We start from the raw sequence: 21,443 nt of genomic DNA on the forward strand, positions 1-21,443 counted from the left end.
TTCAAATAAAACTAAAAAATTAATAGAGAGTATACTTGAAGATAGTTCATATATTATTAGATGCAATTATATTCCCTTAGAAAATTGAACAGCCAAAAATAAACCTTTATTATCTTAGCAACTACTCCAAGGTTTCATGGAGTTCTTTTTAAAAAACACACTATATGCAACTTATCACCTATATTTCTTCACATGTTCAAGTTTCTCTAAAATCAATTGAAAGTACAATTGAACTATTAAATGAAGATTGTACTGTTCCTTTCATCGCGAGATATCGAAAAGAAAAAACAGGAAATCTAGATGAAGTTGAAATAGGGCAAATTGTTCAATTAAAACAACAATTTGAAGCTTTAGAAAAGAGAAAAAAGGCTATCTTTAAAGCAATTGATGAGCAAGGCAGTCTAACAGATGAATTAAAGGCTAAAATTGAAAGAACAGACAATTTAACTACTTTAGAAGACCTTTATCTACCCTTTAAAAAGAAAAGAAAAACAAAAGCCGAAACAGCAAGAAAAAACGGATTAGAACCATTAGCTAAAATCATTATGAGTCAGCGTAGTGATAATTTAGAACATGTGGCTTCAAAATACGTGAAGAACGAAATAGAATCAGTGGATAAAGCCCTAGAGGGAGCACGTCATATTATTGCCGAATGGATTAACGAACGTACCGATATTCGTAATATGGTTCGTAGAGAATTGGAACGATACTCAACCATAGCCACCAAAGTTGTCAAGTCTAAAAAAGACGAAGCAGACGCTCAAAAATACAAAGACTACTTTGACTGGTCGGAAAATTTACGTCGAATTCCATCTCATAGAATGTTGGCTATTTTAAGAGCCGAAAAAGAAGGATTTATTCGCGTCAAAATTGAAATTGACGATACGAATGTTTTAAATAAAATTGATCACAAACTCATTAAATCGAATAATGAAAGTGGTGCTGAAATTCAAGAGGCTATTGATGACTCTTACAAACGTTTATTACTTCCTTCATTAACTACCGAAGCAATGAACCTTGCGAAAGCAAAAGCAGACGAATCGGCCATCACTGTCTTTGCTAAAAATCTACAACAATTATTACTGGGTGCGCCCTTAGGTGAAAAGCGAATACTTGCTATTGACCCAGGTTTTCGAACGGGATGTAAAGTAGTTTGCTTAAATAAACAAGGTGATTTGTTGGAAAACGACACTATTTTCCCACATCCACCTCAAAATAAATCGAAAGAAGCCTCATATACAATTGAACACCTAGTTAAAAAACATCAAATAGAAGCGATATCTATTGGAAACGGAACGGCTTCGAGAGAAACGGAACGCTTAGTACGAAATATTTCGTTTTCATCACCTATTGAAATTTTTGTAGTAAATGAAGCTGGGGCATCAATCTATTCTGCTTCAAAAATTGCGCGTGATGAGTTTCCAAATCATGATGTTACGGTAAGAGGCGCTGTTTCTATTGGTCGTCGTTTAGCCGACCCTTTGGCTGAATTAGTTAAAATTGACGCCAAATCTATCGGTGTTGGACAATATCAGCATGACGTCGATCAATCTAGCCTAAAACAATCGTTAGATACGATCGTGGAACATTGTGTAAACAAAGTTGGAGTCAATGTAAACACAGCAAGTGCATCACTTTTAAGTTATGTTTCTGGAATTGGTCCGAAACTGGCTGAAAACATTGTCAACTACCGAAATGAAAATGGAGCATTTAACAACAAAGTTGCTATTAAAAAAGTGCCTAGATTAGGTGGAAAAGCTTTTGAACAATCTGCAGGTTTTTTACGTATAAAAAACGGAAATAATCCCCTAGATAACTCTGCCGTACATCCCGAACGCTATGATGTAGTTAAGCAGATAGCAAAAGATGCTGGTAAAGACATTCATGATTTAATAGGAAACTCAGGAATTTTAAAGCAAATTAAACTTCAAACATATATTACCGACTCTTTCGGGTTACCAACACTTCAGGATATTATTAAAGAACTTGAAAAACCAGGATTAGATCCGAGGTCAAAAGCTAAAGCATTCATTTTTAACGAACATATCAAAACCATCGATGATTTGAAAATAGGAATGGTTTTACCAGGAATTGTAAACAACATTACTAATTTTGGTTGCTTTGTTGATATTGGTATTAAAGAGAGTGGATTGGTTCACGTATCAAATGTTTCAAATACCTATATAAAAGATATTAATAACCACGTAAGCTTACAACAACAAGTACAAGTTAAAGTTTTAGAAGTAGATTTAACCAGAAAACGAATTCAGCTAAGTATGAAGCTCTAGGTAGTTATTTCGTTAGGCAGTGAAAATATTTATAGCTAATACTTTAGCATAATACATTAGTTTTCATTATTTTAATAAAACATTTATTATCATTTACTGATAACAATACAATTTTATTACAAAGTCTAACTAACCACTCATGAGTCATAACAAGAGGCAATTATTGGAAACTTCTCTCGAAAATGAAAAAACTGCCCATAAAGAAACTGAGATAGCTTTGCAACAGGCATCGAAGGCTCTCCAAAATAAAAATCAAGAACTAGAAAATGTTAAATTAAAAACACTAAAACTAGTAAATGAAAAACAAATTGAACTTGACAATTTATTCCGCACGATAATTGACCCTTATATTCTCATGGATCTTAAAGGTTATGTTATACAGATGAATAATGCTGCAATCGATTTTTTTGGTACTTCTTTAAAAAAGGGAAGTTTTAACGTAAAAAACAACATTTATGAAAAAGACATGAAGCATATGGTTGATGCGTTTCATGAATTTTTAAAGGTAGGAAGTCTTCGTAATTTTCAAATACGCCTATTTGATAAAAATAAAAATTTAAAATGGGTAGATATTAATTGTAATATAATTTTTGATGTCAATCAAAAGCCAAAACTAGCACAAGGAATTATAAGAGATATTACACACCAAAAACAACAGCAAGAATTTTTCAACATGCAAAAGCAACAATTAGACATTATTGTTGAAAATTCGTCCTTAGGTATAGCACTAATAGAAGATGGAAAAATTTTAAAAACTAACAAAACCTTTAGAGATCTATTAAACTACGAAGAAGGAGAACTCTCAGGACTTCCTTTTACTCATATCTTGATCGAAGAAGATCGAAGAAAATTTAATAATCATGTTAAAAAGCTTGCTAATAAAAAAGCCCATAGCTTTTCTATCATTAAAAGATATAAAACAAAGAACGCTAAAATATTCAAGGCTAAAACAAAAGTTTCGCTAGTTATTAATACAGACAATAAAGACCTTAAAGTAATTGTCATTGAAGACATTACCAAAGATTTTATAAATCAGTCTTTGCTCATGTCTTTAAATAGATTGATGTACTCTGTTTTAGGAAAAACTGACATACAAGAAATAGCTAAAGAAATAGTAACGAACACATCTAGACTTCTTGCCCTTGAAAATTGTGCTATCCAACTCATAGACCCAGTAACGAAAGAACTAAAAAAAGCAGCAAATTATCCTAAAGAACAAGAATGCTCTGTATACAATAAAATTGCTAATGATGTAATAAAAAAAAATAATACCCTAATAATAAATGATGTAGTTAACGATAAGAGGTATACAAAAGAAAATATAACATATGGCTCGATAATTTTTATTCCAATCATTGTCAAAAAACATGTTATTGGTTTGCTGTATTCTAAGCATTCAAATAAAAATTTCTTTTCAAATCATCTTTCTAAAACATTAACTACTATTACTAATCTTGCAGCCGTAAAACTGGAAAGTGCCACCAACTTAAAGTTATTAATTGAAACAGGAAATAAAAATAAAGAGCTAGTTAAAAATCTACGACGAAGCAATAAGGAACTCGATGATTTTGCTCATGTTGTTTCGCATGACCTAAAATCTCCATTACGAAATATGAATGCATTGACTAGCTGGATACAAGAAGAAACAGAAGATACTGAAAATGATTCAATAAAGGAAAATATCCAAATGTTATTCAATCAAATAGACAAAATGGATCACTTAATAAATGGGATATTAAAATACGCTAGGATTGACCAAGTAAACTCGGTAAATAGAAAAATAAATATTCAAAATTTGGTCGAAAACTTGATTAAAACTTTATACATACCAGAACATGTAACCGTGCATATCAACTCTAAATTACCGCTTATAAAAATGGATAAATTTAGATTACATCAATTATTTCAAAATCTACTAAGCAATGCCATAAAATATTGCGATAAAAACAACGGTTTTGTCACCGTAGGTGCAACAGAGGAAAACACTTGCTGGAAATTTTACATAAAAGATAATGGTCCAGGTATTCCTGAAAAATACCATGATAAAGTTTTTAAAATTTTCAAAACTTTAAAAGATCTTAATTCTTCAACAGGTGTAGGGCTTTCAATTGTAAAAAAAATTATAGACATGCACGATGGAAAAATATGGATTGACTCAGTAGATCAAAAAGGGACTACCTTTTATTTTACTTTGCCTAAACCTAAATAATAAAACTTAATTTATATTTATCTCAGGCTGTTAATATCATAAATATTATGAAAGCCGTATTTTTTTTTAATCAATTATATTTCGATTATAAAAAATCTATTTAGGTCCAACAGCTATAAATGAAAACCAAGAGTCTTCTACATTATTCTCCCCTTCGTTATCGTGAATAATAACAGTAGCTCTTGAATTGGACAAGGATATAATATTCACAACATTATCTTCATAACTATTAAGCGCTGTTAATTCACCTGCTGTAAATGTTATCGATGGTATAGCTTTAAATGGTGATAAAAAATCAATTTGATATCTCGAATTTGTGAGTTTTTTAACAGTAAATCCTGTACCCTGAGCAATTGTACCGTTCTCATTTACATTACCTCTTATGAGCTTTAAATCTTCACCTAAAGAAGTTCCTAAACCTATTGGAACCCACTCACTACCAGTATACTTATATAGTCTTTTATCTGTAGAATTGTAGACTAATCCTCCTTGACTTATTGTTGTAATGCTATTCATTTCTACGTTACTTAAAGCTGGTAATACAAATACAGAATTTGCATCAATCTGAGATGTAACATAAGAGGTATAGCACATCAAAAAAAACACGAAAAATTTTCTTTTCATAAAATTTTAAATTAATTATTCTTTTAAAAAGTATATCAAATTTACCCTTTATCAATTGAGCAAATATAATTCAATTGTCTAATAATTTAACTTACTAACCCAGTCTTTATGCAGTAAATGAAGATATTTCAAAATTTTATTATCTGATTAAAACCTAGCCCCCTATTTATCAAACGATTGAAAAAACTAAAAAAAAACAAATAAACTTCATCTATTTTACAGCAAAAAAAGAGTTGTCTTCATAAACAACTCTTTCTTTCTTTTTCATTTATTTTTTGAACATCAAAAATAATTCATTTGATACTTCTAGCAATCCTCCCAACTATTTACGACCTAACATTAATAACTCGTTACAAACGATTTCAGTAAAATATCGTTTATTACCATCTTTATCATCAAAAGATCGTGATCTTAATCTTCCTTCAATAATCACGTCGCTTCCCTTTTGTAAAAATTGCTCAACAATACTTGCAATATTATTCCAAGCTATAATATTGTGCCATTGTGTATCTGTTACTTTTTGACCCGAAGAATCTTTATACGTTTCATTTGTTGCTAATGAGAATTTAGCTATTCTTTTTCCATCATCAAGAGTAATAATTTCAGGTGTTGTTCCTAAATTTCCAATCAACTGTACCTTGTTTTTAAGTGCATTCATAATTATTATTTTTTTGTTAAACAGTTAAGATTTAATTTGTCTTATAAGTAAAATATTAAAGACAATGCAAAGGTGTAACAACATAAAAATTATATTCGGTTATTAAACGTTTGTAGTCGTTTGTAGTCGTTTGTAGTCGTTTGTAGTCGTTTAATTTTATTGTATATTCGCTTAAATATTTTGTTATGGGACTATTTTTAGAAACTAAAAACTTAATACTAAGAGAATTTAAAGAGATTGATATAGCGCATATCTTTGAACTAGATTCGAATCCAGAAGTTCATAAATATTTAGGGAATAAGCCTATTTCACCCCATAAAGAGTCAGAGGACACACTTACTTTTTTCTTAGATCAATATGCCTCTCGAAAAGTTGGAAGATTTGCGCTATTTGAGAAATCATCTGGCTATTTTGTAGAGTGGTCTGAACTAAAACTAAATACCGGCATCAAAAAACAGTTAAACAGTTTTACAAATTTTGTCGATATTGGCTATCCTCTGATTCCTAAATTTTGGGGCAATGATTACGCTACAAAATCCGCTATAAAATGCTTAGATTATGGTTTTCGAAAAAAATATCTTATAATTTATGGTGCTGTAGTAGCAGCGAATGTAGGGTTTAATAAAGTTCTTGAAAAAATAGGCTTAAAGTTTATTAAAAAATTTCCTTTGAACGGAATGAAATGAAATGGTATGCATTAAACAAATTTGAATATGAGTAATAGAAAATGTTTGGATTGTGGTGAAAAAATTTCGGGCAGAATCGATAAAAAATTCTGTACTGATTATTGTCGAAATTCCTATAATAATAAAGCGGACAAGGGTAATAAAAATTTAATTCGAAATATTAATAATAGATTACGAAAAAACTATAAAATCCTAACAGAACTTAATATTTCCGGTAAAACTAAAGTAACTAGAAGAAAACTATTTGATAAAGGTTTTGATTTTAAATTTATCACTACCTTATACACAACAAAAGCAGGGAATACCTACTTTTATGTGTATGATCAAGGATATTTGGAATTAGAAAATGAATGGTTTTTATTAGTTAAACAAGAATAACCTTATCAACTATAATCATCATTCTATTTTCCAAGTATTTCCTTTTAGCTTTATTGCTGCTTTTAAAACATCTTTTTGGCTTATTTGACCTATTAACTTACCATCCTTTATAATCGGAAATCGCCTTAGTTTTGATTCTACAAATTTATTAGCAGCGTCAAAAATATTCATATTTCCGTCTATTGTCTCAACTTCTCTAACCATTGCCTTACCAACGGTTCTTTTTTTATCTATGGGCATATTATAATATCTACTTTCAGAAATCTGTTTCATACAATCTCCTTCTGAAATTATTCCTATCAACTCATTTTTTTCATTGACAACAGGACCTCCTGAAATTCTGTTTTTAATCAATGCTTCTATTACTTCTTCTATCGATTGCTCTTCTTTAAAAGAAATTATCTTTGTTGTCATATAATCAGATACCAAAATAGGCTCTGAATTATCCTTTTGAACAGGGCTTCTTTTACCCTGAAAATTAATAATTCCCATATTTAATTGTTTTAAATTATCCTATTAAAAACACCATTCCAAAAAATAGATTGATGTTCATTAAATTTTACCTTTCAATTTAATATTTTTATCTAACAAAAACTATTTAATGAAAAAATCAAATAATTTTATTGCAATCATCATTATTATAACTTCAATTTTATGGAGTTTAAGTGACACTTCTCCTAGCAATAATGATATTGAAAAACTGAAAAAAGAAACGCTATTTTCCATTGACAATGCGCTACATCATTTAAAAAACATTTCTCAAAAACCTCATTTTACAGGAAGTAGTGAGCATAAAGAAGTTCAACAATACATTATAAATGAACTAACAAAAATAGGTCTTAAACCAACCATAAAGCGTCAAGTTGCTTATAATAAAAAATGGAAAGCAGCTACTACAACAGAAAATATTGTTACTAAAATTAAAGGTAGGTCAGAAAAAAATGCATTGCTTTTACTTACACACTATGATTCACATCCACACTCATCAAAAGGAGCCAGTGATGCTGGTTCTGGGGTTGTAACAATTTTAGAAGGTATACGTGCATTTCTTTCCAAAAACAAAGAATTTAACAATGATATTATTATTGTTTTTACAGATGCTGAAGAACTTGGATTACTAGGGGCTCAATCTTTTGTCGATAATCATCCATGGGCATCACAAATAAAACTAATTTTAAATTTTGAAGCTCGAGGTAGTGGTGGTTCTAGCATTATGCTTATGGAAACGAATGGTAAAAACAAAAAACTTTTCGAAGAATTTAGAAAGGCAAATGTTAATTTTCCAATCTCCAACTCTTTACTTTATAGCATTTACAAAATCTTACCAAATGACACAGATTTAACTGTATTTAGAGAACATAAAGATATAAATGGTTTTAATTTTGCCTTTATAGGTGATCATTTTGATTACCATACCGAACAGGATTCTTATGAGCGTCTTGATAGAAAATCATTGATACATCAAGCCGATTATTTAATGAATTCATTAAATTATTTTGCAAATTCAGATATCTCAAATTTAAATAGTGACGAAGATTTAATTTTTGTCAACTTCCCTTTTATAAAAATGATTTCTTATTCTTATAAGTGGATTTTTCCATTACTATTGTTTTCTATATTTCTATTTGCAATAGCCTATTTTTTAGGAGTAAGAAAGCAAATAATTTCTATAAATAATAGCGCACTAGGGTTTGTTCCCTTTTTAATAAGCTTGCTTGCTTCATCAGGAATTAGTTTTTTGTTATGGCAATTGCTTTTATTTATTCACCCTGGCTACACTGACATGTTGCATGGCTTTACTTATAATGGCTATATCTATATGTGCGCCTTTACAGCTCTTACCCTATGGGTTTTATATAAGGTATATAGCTATTTTACGTACATTAAACCAACTGATCTTTTTATCGCTCCCATTACGTTTGGAATCTTATTAAATGTATTAGTAACAAGCTACCTTCCTGGTGCTACGTTTTTAATCATCCCTGTCCTTATTGCTATTATCATACTATTAATTAGCCTATTTTTAAAAATCAAACAGCAGCCACTTATATATGCAACACTTTCAATACCTTCTATTTACATACTAGCTCCACTCATCAAACTATTCCCTATTGGTCTTGGACTCAAAACATTATTTATCTCATCTATTTTCATTACTTTTTTATTTGGCTGGCTTATTCCTATTTTATTGAGAGAAGATTATAAAAGCAGGTGGCAAGTTGTTGCTGGTTTAAGCACCTTTATTTTATTTATAATCAGCTTTATAAACAGTGGTTTTGATGTAAACAACAAAAAACCAAACAGTTTAGTTTTTATCGAAAACTCTAATACAAAAACATCATACTGGGCAACCTACAACAATACTTTAGATACCTATACAAAACAAATTTTTAATAAAAACTACATTAAAGGAAATATTCCTGAATCTTCTGGGAAGAGCAAATACAATACCCCTTTTAAATATTATAAACCAGAAAAATATCAAAATATAGCTAATTCAAAGGTTTCTATTTTGATCGATACTATTTTTGAAAAAACAAGAGAAATTAGCCTTTTAATAACACCTCAAAGAAAGATTAACAAATATGAAATCCATACTTCAACCCCATTTGAAATAGAGGGGATTTGTATTAATGGTGTATCTCATGACTATAAAACACCTTTAAAAATAAACGAAGGAGTTGTTTTTACCTATCAAATGACACCATTCGAAAACGATATTAGCTTACTATTAAAAATCCCTAAAAACACGAAACCATCTCTTACTTTAAATGAAGTATCTTATGACTTATTAAAGACCTCTTTATTTAATTTATCTCCGAGAAATGAAAACATGATGCCAATGCCTTTTGTTAATAATGATGCTATTATTACTTCACAAAAACTTGAATTATAACAAAAACATAAGGTATCTAAAATTAGATACCTTATGTTTTTGTGAATATAACAGAGTTTTATTTTTAATTTGTTAAAACAGTATTGTTATAATATATAATATCCTGATCATTATCATTTGTTCTATTAGTTTGTCCACCCGAATCTGATTTAATGGTCACTTTTAAGGGTTTTTGACCTCTTGAATTAATTGGTGATATAAATTCTGCTTTAATTCCAATTTTAGAAATTGTATTTCCTGGAAACACGCCATTATTTCCGATGAATTGAAATTTATGAAGTTCGTTTTCTATCCCAATATAATTCCAATTTGAATTATCAACCTCAACTCCATTTAGTGTTGTTAAATCATTTTGAAAAATAAAATTAAAACTAGTGCTATTTGCAATTCGAAGCTCTACAGGGTTTATTCCATTAGCATCTTGAAGGTTTGATTCTGCAACTATCACTACAAAATCAATTTCTGAGCGACTGCCAACAACAATTGTTTTTTTCGTATATAAAGTAGGTGAATAGTCGGGTGGGCAAAAACAAATCGAAGATGAAAAATCTTTATCGATAACCTTTGCAACATCACCCGTTTTATAAGATGCTCCGACAACCTTACCTGAAACTGTAACTGCTCCGGCGCTTAGCATAAGAGGTTCTTCGAAGTTATTTGGATTGTAATACAGATTTCCATCTCCGTCAGCTAAAGGGTCATTGTAAGCTTCATTTGCATCGCTACAACCATCGGCATCACTATCAGAACTTAAAAAATCAGGTACTCCAAATGAGGTTTCTCTTGGAGTTGTTCCGTTATCATTTCCTTGAGCTGTTTCAATAATATCGGCTAAACCGTCTCTATCACGATCATACTCAAAACCAGCACTATCTAAATTATCTATTCTTCCATCATTATTATTATCTAAACTGTTAGTTCCTGCTTCTGTAATATCGTATATACCATCATTATCGCTATCCAAATCTAAATGATTTGGTACGCCATCATGATCTGTGTCGCAGAAATCAACACTGTAGGCAAAATTATCAAACCCATGCGGGTCATGAGATACTGAACGTATAAAACCACTTGTAACGTCATGTTTTACAACAACTTTGCTAACAGAAGACAACGTAACAAATCCAATAGTATTTTCAATATCATGTCCTGCTTTAAGGTTTCCTTTTAAACGTCCTTTAGCGTCATAAATATTTACCTTTCCTGTTACATCGTTTCCAAAAACATCGCCTTCCAAATATGCTATTAATTTACCATCAGCATATACCTGATACTTAAGAACTGGATGATTATCTGTATAGGTATCAAAAGCATCAATAATATCTAAACTAAAAGCAGTAACAGGTTTGGTAAAGTTAATTTCTATGCTATAACTGTCACCAACTTTTAAGCCTAATTCTGATTCAATATAAGCACCATCGCCACCAGTTCCAGAAATATAGTTATTCACTGTAGTATCTCTGAATTCCGCTCTTCCATTTCTCGATTGATTGTATACATACTTCATAGTACCATTAGGAAAAGTAACTGTACTTAAAATAGCTGTACCGTCACCAAAATGAGTGGCTCTATAATCATTTGCCCCGTTTAAAACTCTTAAACTTTTCCCTTGAAAATATGCTCCTTGTTCAAAACCTGATCTTTCATACCCTAGTCCATCTGTATTTCCTCCACTAGTATAAACATCAAAGCCACCCTCACTCCAAGCAATACGATCTGAACTTGGTGTCGCTGCTCCAGGAATTGCTGCGCACAACTCATCAGTATCTAAAATCCCATCATTATCATCATCTAAATCACAGGCATCACCTATTCCATCGCCATCGGAATCAACATAAGAAGGGCTTTCTTTTGAACAACTATCACATATACTAGAAACCTTACTATCATTGTAGGAAGTTCCACCTTCATAGTTAATACCATTAGGTACACCGTAAGAAGCGCTTGAACTATTTGTATTTATTATTGCCTTTAAACTTCCATTAGAATTAAGATCACTAAAATCGTATGGATTTCCACTACTCTCTATAGCATCAGGACACCCGTCATTATCACTATCTAAATCTAAATGATTAGGAATACCATCTTCATCTGTGTCACAAAAATCAGTGCTATATGCAAAACCATCAAATCCATGAGGATCATAAGAAATTGAACGAATAAAACCACTTGTTACATCGTGTTTAACAACTACTTTACGAACAGAACCAATAGTGACAAAACCAATAGAAGTTTCGATGTTTTGCCCCACTCTTAAAGCTCCTTTTAAGTTGCCATCTGCATCATAAATATTAATCATCCCTGTTTCATCATTTCCTACAACGCCTCCCTCTAAGTAAGCGATGAGTTTACCATCTGCATACACCTGGTACTTAAGAACTGGTAGGTTGTCTTTATAGGTATCAAAGGCGTCAATAATATCTAGACTAAAAGCGGTAACAGGTTTTATAAAGTCAATTTCAATACTATAAGTATCTCCCACTTTAACTCCTAACTCTGATTCTAGGTAAGCACCATCACCTCCAATACCTCCTGATATAAAGTTATCTGCACGTATATCTCTAAACTCTGCTCTACTATTAACTGGATGATTTGATCGGTATTTCATACTCCCATTCGGAAATGTAACGGTACTCAAAATAGCTGTACCATCACCAATATGACTAGCTTTAAAGTCATTTACACCATTAAGTACTGTTAACTTTTTACCTTGCTTGTAAGCTCCCTTTTCAAAACCTGATTTTTTATAACCTAACCCATCCGTGCTTCCTCCAATAGTATATATATCAAAACCTCTTAAACTCCAGCATACATTTCCTAAAATAGGGTTTGCTGCCCCTGGAATGGGAGCACAAAGCTCATTCACATCTAAGATACCATCATTATCGTCATCTAAGTCGCAATCATTGTTAATTCCGTCACCATCTGAATCAAGCCCTGCTGAACAAACACTTGATGTCTGAAGATTATAAGCATAGCTTTCATTATCGATGCATAGCTCAATATTTCCTATTTCTAAATTCCAATCACCGTCGCTACCTGTGATATTATTGGAAGCTGCAACACCTAAATTCAGTGTGTTTTCAAGAAAAGTTATGGCTTTTTTTCCTTTTCTACCTTTCCCAAATTCGCAGCCAAAAATATTAATCTGACAAAGTTTTGTCAGATCTACATTTTCGATTAACCAAACTGCTATCTCGCTTGCATTTCTCCACTGATTTTTGATGAATAACTCTCCTGGCTTTCCATGTGTTATCAAATTAAAAACAGTACTTGAATTTTTAATGGCCCGTTTTATTAATTCAGGCTCTTTAACATTTTTCTCAAAATAAGTGAATTTTATATTTCTTTCGTTCGCAAAAGCATTATGGTAACTTGAAATACTTATAATAAAAAAGATTAAGTACTTAAGGTTTTTATAAAACAGATAAGTAACTTGATCTAATCTTAACCATTTTGATGTAAACTTGAAATCGCCAATTGAACTATTGACTTTGTTGTGATGTATTTTTCCTTTTAAAAAATACCTTTTAACACATAAAAAATCCTCCCACATTTTTTTTTCTTTTAATCATGCCTTTCCAAAAAAATTGAAATCTTATGATGATTATGTTATTATACCAACCGGGGGAAATATTTACTAAAAATAGCGGCAAAAATACTCTTTTTAAAAACAAAATAAAAAAAAACAACCTTAAAATACTGTTAAACAAAGGTTTTTGTTTATTGAATATGCACATTCTATTAACATCAATAGGTTTAAAAACAAAGCACTACACTTTAAAATATTTATCTAACAAATTCTATAACAGTTTCCATTTTACCAACAACAACATTACTATCTTTTTTAGAGTATACATATGTACTATTTTTTAATAATAATCTTTTATTAGTCAATTCCTCTACTACAAATTGTGATCCAATTGGACAATAATTTCCTTGCGAACCTAACGTGGTAAACAAACTACTTTCTATTTGTAATTGATTATCCTTATATAAACTTTTGGTTGTTTTCTTAAGCTGCTTTACTCTGAATTTCTTATTGCTATGCAAAGGATGTGCAGATGATCTAAACACCAAATCATAAAAACCAGAAACAGTAACAGTATTAGCCACATTATCTATTTCTAATAATGAGTTCATATTCTTCGAAAAACTTTTAAAGCTGATAAGCCTACCCTTTTCTTTGGTTTTTCCTCTGGTATCTAGAGCAACCATTTTCCATCTTCCTGAGATAGTTGTATCTATTATTAGATTTTCTTCATTATTACTACAGCTGCCACTAATAATAATTACGAAAAACCCAACTAAATAATGAAGATTTTTATAAAAAATGATGCTTCTTTTAGTTACTTTCAGTGTATTTACAAACTGAAATTTTATGTTAAAAAGTTTATTGCTTAAATTATTCGAATCAATTTTAACTTTTGTGCTTTCTGCACAACATCGTTTTTTATTTTTAAAAAAACAATTTTTGATATTTACAAAATACGTCCCCATTTTATTCATACTTTTTGACACTACTTAATTAAGTAATTGATAATAATAGAATTAAATCAAACGAGAGATAATTTTTGATAAAATCGGCGTAAATTACGCTTTTACCTAGCAACAAACCCTTAAAGTATTGTTAAACAGATAGTTTGAATCACCAACTCACGTAACTTTTATTTTTAATCTTATTTTCTAGAGAATTCCATGACTGTTTCAATATTTCCAGTAATAACAGTTTCATCATTCTCCGGATGAAGGTATGTTATATTCCTTAGCGTTAGTCTGGTATCAGTTAATTTTTCAACTATAAAGCGAGTTCCTATTGCCACGAGTTCTCCTTGTGCATTCAACGAATTAAACAAACTATTTTCTATTTGTAATAAATTGTCATGGTATAGGCTATTGGATGTTCTTGGAGGTTGCTTTACTATTAACTCTCCATAGGTATGCTTTCCATGGATGGAGGATCTGAACACTAGATTATAAGAACCTGAAACGGTTACTGTTTTTGCTGTTTCATTTACCTCTAATGTTGAATTTATATTCTTTGAAAGAGTATTGAATTTAATAAGGTCTCCCCTTTTTTTTGTTATTCCATTGGTTCGCATAGCCAACATTGTCCAAGACCCTGCTATTTCTGACTTTGGGTTTTCTTGATCTCCACCACACCCAGAAATAAGGGTGATGAGCAACCATACAATTATTGAGTATAATTTTTTTTTCATATTTAAATGACAAAAATTTAATTTTACAAAAATTATAGGGTTTTTAATTAAATTTTAAGGCTATTTCTATATTCGTAAAGGTGCTTATTAAGCAAATTAGATTGGTGTAAAAAACAACTACCTCCTTACCTTCTGCAGAAAAAATAGTATTTAATAACACTTAAAATCATGTGCATATTTACAACATATAATGGTTTTTTATGAATTAATTTATCATAATATTTTCAGTATTTTCTGCAAAAAAAATTTTCTAACTATTAAATAATACTTGAAATACTTTTAGACAAATTGTGCTTCTTTTTTTCTCTACAAACGGTATTTTATCAAAACTTCTATTTATGTTATCACCTCCTTCACTGATATGACAGGACTAATCATATATGTATATTAGAGGTATCTATTCATTAGATTTCAAAAAAAACTACCTCACAATTTAATACAAGGTAGCTTCTTTTTAAAATTCTCGTTTTGCCATTATAAATGGCTAATAATATGCTTGTTTCTTTTTAAACCTCCATTTAAATCTTGTCACCATGCTATCGCTAAATGTCAAGATTCAGAAAGATTAATTACAATATTCATTTGAACAAATACGCTTAAACTTTTTAAATAAAAAATTACAGCTCATAATTTTCGTAAACTACTCCTCTAAATAACTAAAGAGAAGTAATTTTAATTTTTTAATCTATGTGAGATATTCTTAATGTATTGACCATTCCTTTTGCTTCTACTGGCATAGAAGATAGGTTAATAATAAAATCACCTGTTTTTACATATCCTTTTTCTTTAGCAATTTCATTAATATCTTCAACGGTATCATCTGTACTCAAGTTTCTATCATAATAGTAAGCTCTAACTCCCCATAACAAATTTAATTTTCCTAATATTCTTTTTTCTGAAGAGAATGCTATAACATGAGCTTTTGGTCTCCAAGCTGATATCTGAAAAGCTGTGTACCCACTATTTGTTAAAGTAGAGATAGCTGCTGCTTTAATATCATCAGCCATTAAAGCAGCGTGATGACAAACGGATTTTGTAATAAAACGATTAGTTCTAATATGTGGCGCTTCTTGAGGAACTTTAATAAGATGTGAATACTCAACACTTTCAATAATTTCAGACATCTTTTTAATTACCCTTAAAGGGTGTTTCCCTACAGATGTTTCTCCAGAAAGCATAACGGCATCAGCACCATCCATGATAGAGTTAGCAACATCATTAACCTCGGCTCTTGTTGGTACCGAATTTTCAATCATTGTTTCCATCATTTGCGTAGCAATAATAACTGGAATCCTTGCTTGTTTAGCCCTATTAACTAAACTTTTTTGTATTAAAGGCACATCTTGCATTGGAACTTCAACACCTAAATCTCCTCTCGCTACCATTAAGCCGTCACAATAAGGAATTAAAGCGTCAATATTTTCTACCGCTTCTGGTTTTTCTATTTTTGCTATTACAGGAACTCTATATCTAGATTTCTGCTTAATTAAATCTCTTAATGTTCTTAAATCTTCTGGCGTTCTAACAAAAGATAGTGCAATCCAGTCTACCTCTTGTTCAAGAGCAAAGACAACATCTTTTTTATCCTTTTCAGTTAAAGCTGGAAGAGATATAGCTGTGTTAGGTAAATTGACTCCCTTTTTTGATTTTAAAACACCTCCAACAATAACTTTCGTAACAACATTTTTTTCTTTATCCGTAGAAATTACTTCAAACATCAATTTACCATCGTCTACCAAAATATTTTCTCCCACTTTTACATCTCTTGGAAAATTTTGATATGTCATGTAAGCCCTTTCTTTACTTCCTTGGCATTCCTCAGTAGTAAAAACAAAGGTATCACCAGCATTTAGCTCTACACCTTCTTCCATAACACCTACACGAAGCTTAGGACCTTGCAAATCTGCTAGAATAGCGACATTATACCCCCTTTCCTCATTTATTTGCCTTATCTGCTGTATTCGTTTTTTAACAATATCGTAGTCAGCATGTGAAAAATTAACTCTAAAAACATTGACCCCTTGCTCGGCCATCTTTTCAAGAATATTCTTTGTATTTGTAGCAGGCCCTAAAGTTGCAACAATTTTAGTTTTTTTATTATGTGGCATATACTAAAAAATTAAAAAATCTTTAGATTTTAATGAATTTATATCTATCTTGTATGATGTTAGCAGTTGAGGAAACTCTTTTAATTTCTGTATCAATTTTGATAAGTAAATAGAGTCGACATCTCCTTCTATTTTTATAAAGTAATCAACTTTTTTTCTTTCAGGAATAAGGTGATGAACTTCATGACTAACATTAAACAAACTGTTATTATCAATAATTACTTTTTTCTTTAAAGTATTCTTGATAAGTAAAAAATTATACTCACCATCAGAATATTCGTAAACAGAAAATGATGTTAAAACATCATTTTTACTCTTCTTATCTATATTGATATCGCTTTTGTTGAATTTATAATCTAGTCGTCTATTTAAAAGATAGGCTAGCTTATAATCTTCTAGTGGTGTGTGTATTGCTAACAATGAATACTCACACGCAGAAAAATCATCAAAGTCTAACTCATAGACTGTCATAAACAACGTTAAGTTTTTGCTAAGTTAGTGAAAGTAGATAATATTTAATACGAAAATAACGAAAAGGTTTTCGACATTACATTAGGATCTTGACATTTTATCCTGCATTGAAAAATAAACTCTTTTGGCAGCTATTTCCTCTGCTTTCTTCTTAGAAGTCGCTCTTCCTTTTGCTACTATAACTCCATCAATACTTATTCGTACACTAAAGTGTTTCTTATCTTGGTTTCCAGTGTCTTCATAAGAATCGAATTTATATTTTTTCTTATTCTTTTGACACCACTCTATAATGAACCCTTTATAACTTGAAATTTTACCTTCTAACTTACTGATATCTACATAGGGTAATATTACTTGCTCATATATGAATTGATGACAATAATTGTAACCTCGATCTAAATAAATAGCCCCAATTAAGGCTTCAAAAATATTACCGTGGATATTTTCACTTATCTGATTATTAGCAACATTACTCTTTACAAACTTTAAAAGTTCCAGATCTTTCCCTAATGCATTCAAGTGCTCTCGACTCACCACTTTGGATCTCATTTGTGTTAAATAGCCTTCATCCCCTTCAGGGACTTTCTTATATAAGTAAGAAGCTATTACAGATCCTAGTATCGCATCACCTAAAAATTCTAATCGTTCATAATTTACCGGATTACCTTTTCTATCGACTAATTTTAGTGACCTATGAGTAAATGCTTTTTTATAATGTGTTAATTTTATTGGTTTAAAGTTCAACAGCTCTTTTAGTTCGTAGTAAAAGTTTACGTCCTCTTTATTTTGGGGCTTAACTATTCTACGAAGAAAATTCATATTAACTACACTATTTTTTTAAACGCTACACAGGCATTATGCCCACCAAAGCCAAAAGTATTACTCACTGCTACTTTGACATCTCTCTTTTGTGCTTTATTAAGTGTCAAATTGAGGTTTGGATTTATATTTTCATCAACTACTGAATGATTAATAGTTGGCGGAATTACACCGTGCTCCATAGCTAATATAGACGCTATTGCCTCAATAGCACCAGCAGCACCTAATAAATGACCTGTCATTGATTTAGTTGAATTGATATTGATATTTTTTGCATGTTCGCCAAAAACCTCTGAAATAGCCTTTAGCTCTGCCACGTCACCTAACGGTGTTGATGTACCATGTGTATTAATATGGTCGACTTCCTCTGGTTTTAAACCTGCATTCTCAAGGCAGTTTTTCATAACAGCAATAACTCCGATACCCTCAGGATGAGGCGCTGTCATGTGATGCGCGTCAGAAGACAATCCTCCTCCAACGACTTCAGCATATATTTTTGCTCCTCTTGCGACCGCATGTTCATATTCTTCTAATACAATTGCTCCGGCTCCTTCTCCTAAAACAAACCCATCGCGCTCTGCATCAAAAGGTCTTGAGGCACTTTCGGGATCATCGTTTCTTGTGGATAGAGCATGCATTGCATTAAACCCTCCCATACCTGCAATTGTTACTGCTGCTTCACTACCTCCTGTTACTACCACATCGCAATGTCCTAACCTAATATAATTCAATGCATCAATCATAGCATTTGCTGAAGAAGCACAGGCAGAAACAGTAGTATAGTTTGGCCCCATAAAACCATTTTTTATAGAAATATTACCAGGCGCAATATCTGCTATCATTTTAGGAATAAAGAATGGATTAAATTTAGGAGTACCATCTCCTTTTGCATAACTTAAAACTTCATCTTGAAAAGTTTCAAGCCCGCCAATACCAGCTCCCCAAATAACTCCAACCCTTAGTTTATTCACCTCGTCTAGATTAATTCGAGCATCCGCAATTGCTTCGTCTGAAGCAACCATAGCATACTGTGTGAATTTATCCATTCTACGTGATTCTTTTCTGTGAATGAAGTCATTCACATTGAAGTTTTTAAGCTCACATGCAAAACGAGTCTTGAACTTGGCAGCATCAAAATATGTTATAGGCGCTGCTCCGCTAACTCCGTTAACCAAGTTTTTCCAATACTCATCTTTATTGTTTCCTATAGGCGTTAATGCGCCAAGTCCAGTTACTACAACTCGCTTTAATTGCATATACTTTTTAATTTTTCGTATCTTCTTTTTTTAATGATGGTATTTTCAAGACTTGACCAGGTAAAATCTTATCTGGGTCTGTCAACATAGGTTTGTTAGCCTCAAAAATCACTGAATATTTCATTGCATCACCATAAAACTTCTTAGCAATTTTACTCAAAGTATCACCACTTACTACAGTATGAAGCTGTGACATTTCTTCTCCAGCTTCAGAATTATTACGCTCTATATAAGTTATCGCTTGTCCAACGGTAGCAATATTTTCAGCCTGATCATCCGGTATTTGAATATCAAATTCTTTTTCGAACTCCATGATTAACTCAACTGTATCTAACGAGTCAGCTCCTAAGTCATTTGTGAAGCTCGCTTCAAATGTTACTTCACTATCGTCTACACCTAATTTGTCTACGATAATTGCTTTTACTCTTGATGAAATGTCTGACATAATTTTATAAGTTTTAAAATTTAAAATCGTGGCAAAAATACAAATCTTAAGTTTTAATTCTAATTTTTCCTCAAAAATGTGTTGACTAAAATAAAAAAAATACCGGAATATTTTATTCTATAAGCTGTGTTTATTGATAATTATTCTTTTTTTTGCATTTGTAAAGTAAAGTCATAAAACATGAAACGAATCGTTATTTTTTCCTCAGGATCAGGAAGTAACGCTGAGAACATAATTAATTACTTTAAAAATTCGAGAGAAATTTTAGTAACTCATGTTCTTTCCAACAACAAAAAAGCAAAAGTATTTGAAAGATGTAAACGTTTAAAAATTGAAGCTTCTTTATTTAGTAAGAATGACTTTTATGAAAATGATGTTGTTATGAAGTTTCTGCTAGCGAAAGCGGACTTTATAATTCTTGCGGGCTTTCTATGGAAAATGCCAATTAATATTATTGACGCTTTTCCAAATAGGATTATTAACATTCACCCTGCTTTATTACCTAAATTTGGTGGCAAGGGAATGTATGGAATGAATGTTCATAAAGCTGTTAAAGAACATAATGAAAAAGAAACCGGAATCACTATTCATTATGTTAATGAAAATTACGACGAAGGGGCTACTATATTTCAAGCGAAAACAGAAATTCTACCAAATGACACACCTGAACAGATTGCCAACAAAGTACATCTTTTGGAATATAAATATTTTCCTAAAATTATTAAAAATATATTACTAGGAAATGAATAGTAAAAAAAAATATTATGTTGTTTGGAAAGGAAAACAATCAGGTGTTTTCAATACTTGGATTGCGTGTAAACAACAAATAACAGGCTTTCAAGGGGCACAATATAAGTCATTCTCCACTAAGAAAGAAGCTGAAGAAGCTTTTAAAAAAACATATGATGACTATAAAGGTTTAAAAACAAACACCAAAACACTATCTGAGTCTGAGAAAAAAAAGTTTGGTTCTCCGGTTTTGGAAAGTATTTCAGTAGATGCTGCTTGCTCTGGAAACCCTGGAATTATGGAGTATAGAGGCGTTTTAACACACAATAAAAATCAACTTTTTTTAAAAGGACCGTTTAAGAAAGGTACTAACAATATTGGGGAGTTTTTAGCATTGGTCCATGGAATTGCTTTTTTAAAGCAAAGAAAAATGTTTAACACTCCTATTTACTCTGACTCAAAAATAGCAATTAGCTGGATCAAGCAGAAAAAATGCAAAACGAACATTCTTTTTGATAATTCGAATAAGGATTTATTGGAATTAATAAAAAGAGCTGAAATATGGCTTCAAAATAACAGTTTTAAAAACCCTATTTTAAAATGGGAAACAAAGGCTTGGGGTGAAATACCCGCAGATTTTGGAAGAAAATAAAGAAA

Annotated in this window: 18 protein-coding genes; 7 read left to right on the forward strand and 11 right to left on the reverse strand. The window is 31.1% G+C overall.

Features of this window, described 5'->3' with window-relative positions; translation table 11 throughout:
• Nucleotides 1–164 precede the first annotated feature (164 nt).
• Together AC2GW8_RS08150 and AC2GW8_RS08155 are read left to right on the forward strand one after the other, a co-directional pair.
• Complete coding sequence (locus AC2GW8_RS08150; RefSeq protein WP_440879378.1) at nt 165–2,288, forward strand: Tex family protein; 2,124 nt, start codon at nt 165–167, stop codon at nt 2,286–2,288.
• A 139-nt stretch (nt 2,289–2,427) separates the two neighbouring features.
• Nucleotides 2,428–4,497, forward strand: a complete 2,070-nt coding sequence (locus AC2GW8_RS08155) for an ATP-binding protein (protein ID WP_440879379.1) — start codon at nt 2,428–2,430, stop codon at nt 4,495–4,497.
• Between the two features lie 96 nt (nt 4,498–4,593).
• Here the strand turns inward: AC2GW8_RS08155 and AC2GW8_RS08160 are convergent, their stop codons facing one another.
• The gene (locus tag AC2GW8_RS08160) at nt 4,594–5,121 is read right to left on the reverse strand and encodes a phage tail-like protein (RefSeq protein WP_440879380.1); all 528 of its coding nucleotides are present in this window, start codon (nt 5,119–5,121) and stop codon (nt 4,594–4,596) included.
• 322 nt (nt 5,122–5,443) lie between these two features.
• Nucleotides 5,444–5,779 carry a single-stranded DNA-binding protein gene (locus AC2GW8_RS08165; RefSeq protein ID WP_440879381.1) on the reverse strand — a complete coding sequence of 112 codons (336 nt, stop codon included), beginning with the start codon at nt 5,777–5,779 and terminating at the stop codon, nt 5,444–5,446.
• A gap of 185 nt (nt 5,780–5,964) precedes the next feature.
• On the opposite strand from AC2GW8_RS08165, the gene AC2GW8_RS08170 reads away from it, so the two are divergent.
• Together AC2GW8_RS08170 and AC2GW8_RS08175 are read left to right on the forward strand one after the other, a co-directional pair.
• The gene (locus AC2GW8_RS08170; protein ID WP_440879382.1) at nt 5,965–6,465 is read left to right on the forward strand and encodes a GNAT family N-acetyltransferase; all 501 of its coding nucleotides are present in this window, start codon (nt 5,965–5,967) and stop codon (nt 6,463–6,465) included.
• A 27-nt stretch (nt 6,466–6,492) separates the two neighbouring features.
• Nucleotides 6,493–6,843, forward strand: a complete 351-nt coding sequence (locus AC2GW8_RS08175; RefSeq protein ID WP_440879383.1) for a hypothetical protein — start codon at nt 6,493–6,495, stop codon at nt 6,841–6,843.
• Between the two features lie 18 nt (nt 6,844–6,861).
• Here the strand turns inward: AC2GW8_RS08175 and AC2GW8_RS08180 are convergent, their stop codons facing one another.
• A complete protein-coding gene (locus tag AC2GW8_RS08180) occupies nt 6,862–7,335 on the reverse strand; it encodes a CBS domain-containing protein (RefSeq protein ID WP_440879384.1) in 474 nt (157 codons plus the stop codon).
• Between the two features lie 109 nt (nt 7,336–7,444).
• Between AC2GW8_RS08180 and AC2GW8_RS08185 the strand changes: the two genes are divergently transcribed.
• Nucleotides 7,445–9,739, forward strand: coding sequence for a M28 family peptidase (locus AC2GW8_RS08185; protein ID WP_440879385.1), 2,295 nt, complete (start codon nt 7,445–7,447; stop codon nt 9,737–9,739).
• 64 nt (nt 9,740–9,803) lie between these two features.
• Here the strand turns inward: AC2GW8_RS08185 and AC2GW8_RS08190 are convergent, their stop codons facing one another.
• From AC2GW8_RS08190 to AC2GW8_RS08225, 8 genes are all read right to left on the reverse strand, one after another.
• A complete protein-coding gene (locus AC2GW8_RS08190; RefSeq protein WP_440879386.1) occupies nt 9,804–13,295 on the reverse strand; it encodes a DUF4347 domain-containing protein in 3,492 nt (1,163 codons plus the stop codon).
• Nucleotides 13,296–13,528: 233 nt separating this feature from the next.
• Nucleotides 13,529–14,239, reverse strand: coding sequence for a hypothetical protein (locus AC2GW8_RS08195; RefSeq protein WP_440879387.1), 711 nt, complete (start codon nt 14,237–14,239; stop codon nt 13,529–13,531).
• Between the two features lie 179 nt (nt 14,240–14,418).
• The gene (locus AC2GW8_RS08200; protein ID WP_440879388.1) at nt 14,419–14,958 is read right to left on the reverse strand and encodes a hypothetical protein; all 540 of its coding nucleotides are present in this window, start codon (nt 14,956–14,958) and stop codon (nt 14,419–14,421) included.
• A gap of 680 nt (nt 14,959–15,638) precedes the next feature.
• Nucleotides 15,639–17,066 (reverse strand): pyruvate kinase, encoded by a 1,428-nt coding sequence (gene pyk / locus AC2GW8_RS08205; RefSeq protein WP_440879389.1) that lies wholly within the window; start codon nt 17,064–17,066, stop codon nt 15,639–15,641.
• Nucleotides 17,067–17,069: 3 nt separating this feature from the next.
• The gene (locus tag AC2GW8_RS08210) at nt 17,070–17,537 is read right to left on the reverse strand and encodes an IPExxxVDY family protein (protein WP_440879390.1); all 468 of its coding nucleotides are present in this window, start codon (nt 17,535–17,537) and stop codon (nt 17,070–17,072) included.
• Between the two features lie 81 nt (nt 17,538–17,618).
• Entirely contained in the window at nt 17,619–18,356 is a 738-nt protein-coding gene (gene rnc, locus AC2GW8_RS08215; protein WP_440879391.1) for a ribonuclease III, read from the reverse strand.
• 5 nt (nt 18,357–18,361) lie between these two features.
• On the reverse strand, nt 18,362–19,612 hold the full coding sequence (gene fabF / locus AC2GW8_RS08220; RefSeq protein WP_440879392.1) for a beta-ketoacyl-ACP synthase II: 1,251 nt from the start codon (nt 19,610–19,612) through the stop codon (nt 18,362–18,364).
• A 7-nt stretch (nt 19,613–19,619) separates the two neighbouring features.
• On the reverse strand, nt 19,620–20,057 hold the full coding sequence (locus tag AC2GW8_RS08225) for an acyl carrier protein (RefSeq protein ID WP_440879393.1): 438 nt from the start codon (nt 20,055–20,057) through the stop codon (nt 19,620–19,622).
• 180 nt (nt 20,058–20,237) lie between these two features.
• On the opposite strand from AC2GW8_RS08225, the gene purN reads away from it, so the two are divergent.
• Nucleotides 20,238–20,807, forward strand: coding sequence for a phosphoribosylglycinamide formyltransferase (gene purN / locus AC2GW8_RS08230; protein WP_440879394.1), 570 nt, complete (start codon nt 20,238–20,240; stop codon nt 20,805–20,807).
• The gene (locus tag AC2GW8_RS08235; protein WP_440879395.1) at nt 20,800–21,438 is read left to right on the forward strand and encodes a ribonuclease H1 domain-containing protein; all 639 of its coding nucleotides are present in this window, start codon (nt 20,800–20,802) and stop codon (nt 21,436–21,438) included. The genes purN and AC2GW8_RS08235 overlap by 8 nt, the downstream gene beginning before the upstream one ends.
• The last annotated feature ends 5 nt before the right edge of the window (nt 21,439–21,443 follow it).

It is taken from the genome of Tenacibaculum profundi (genome assembly GCF_057162725.1).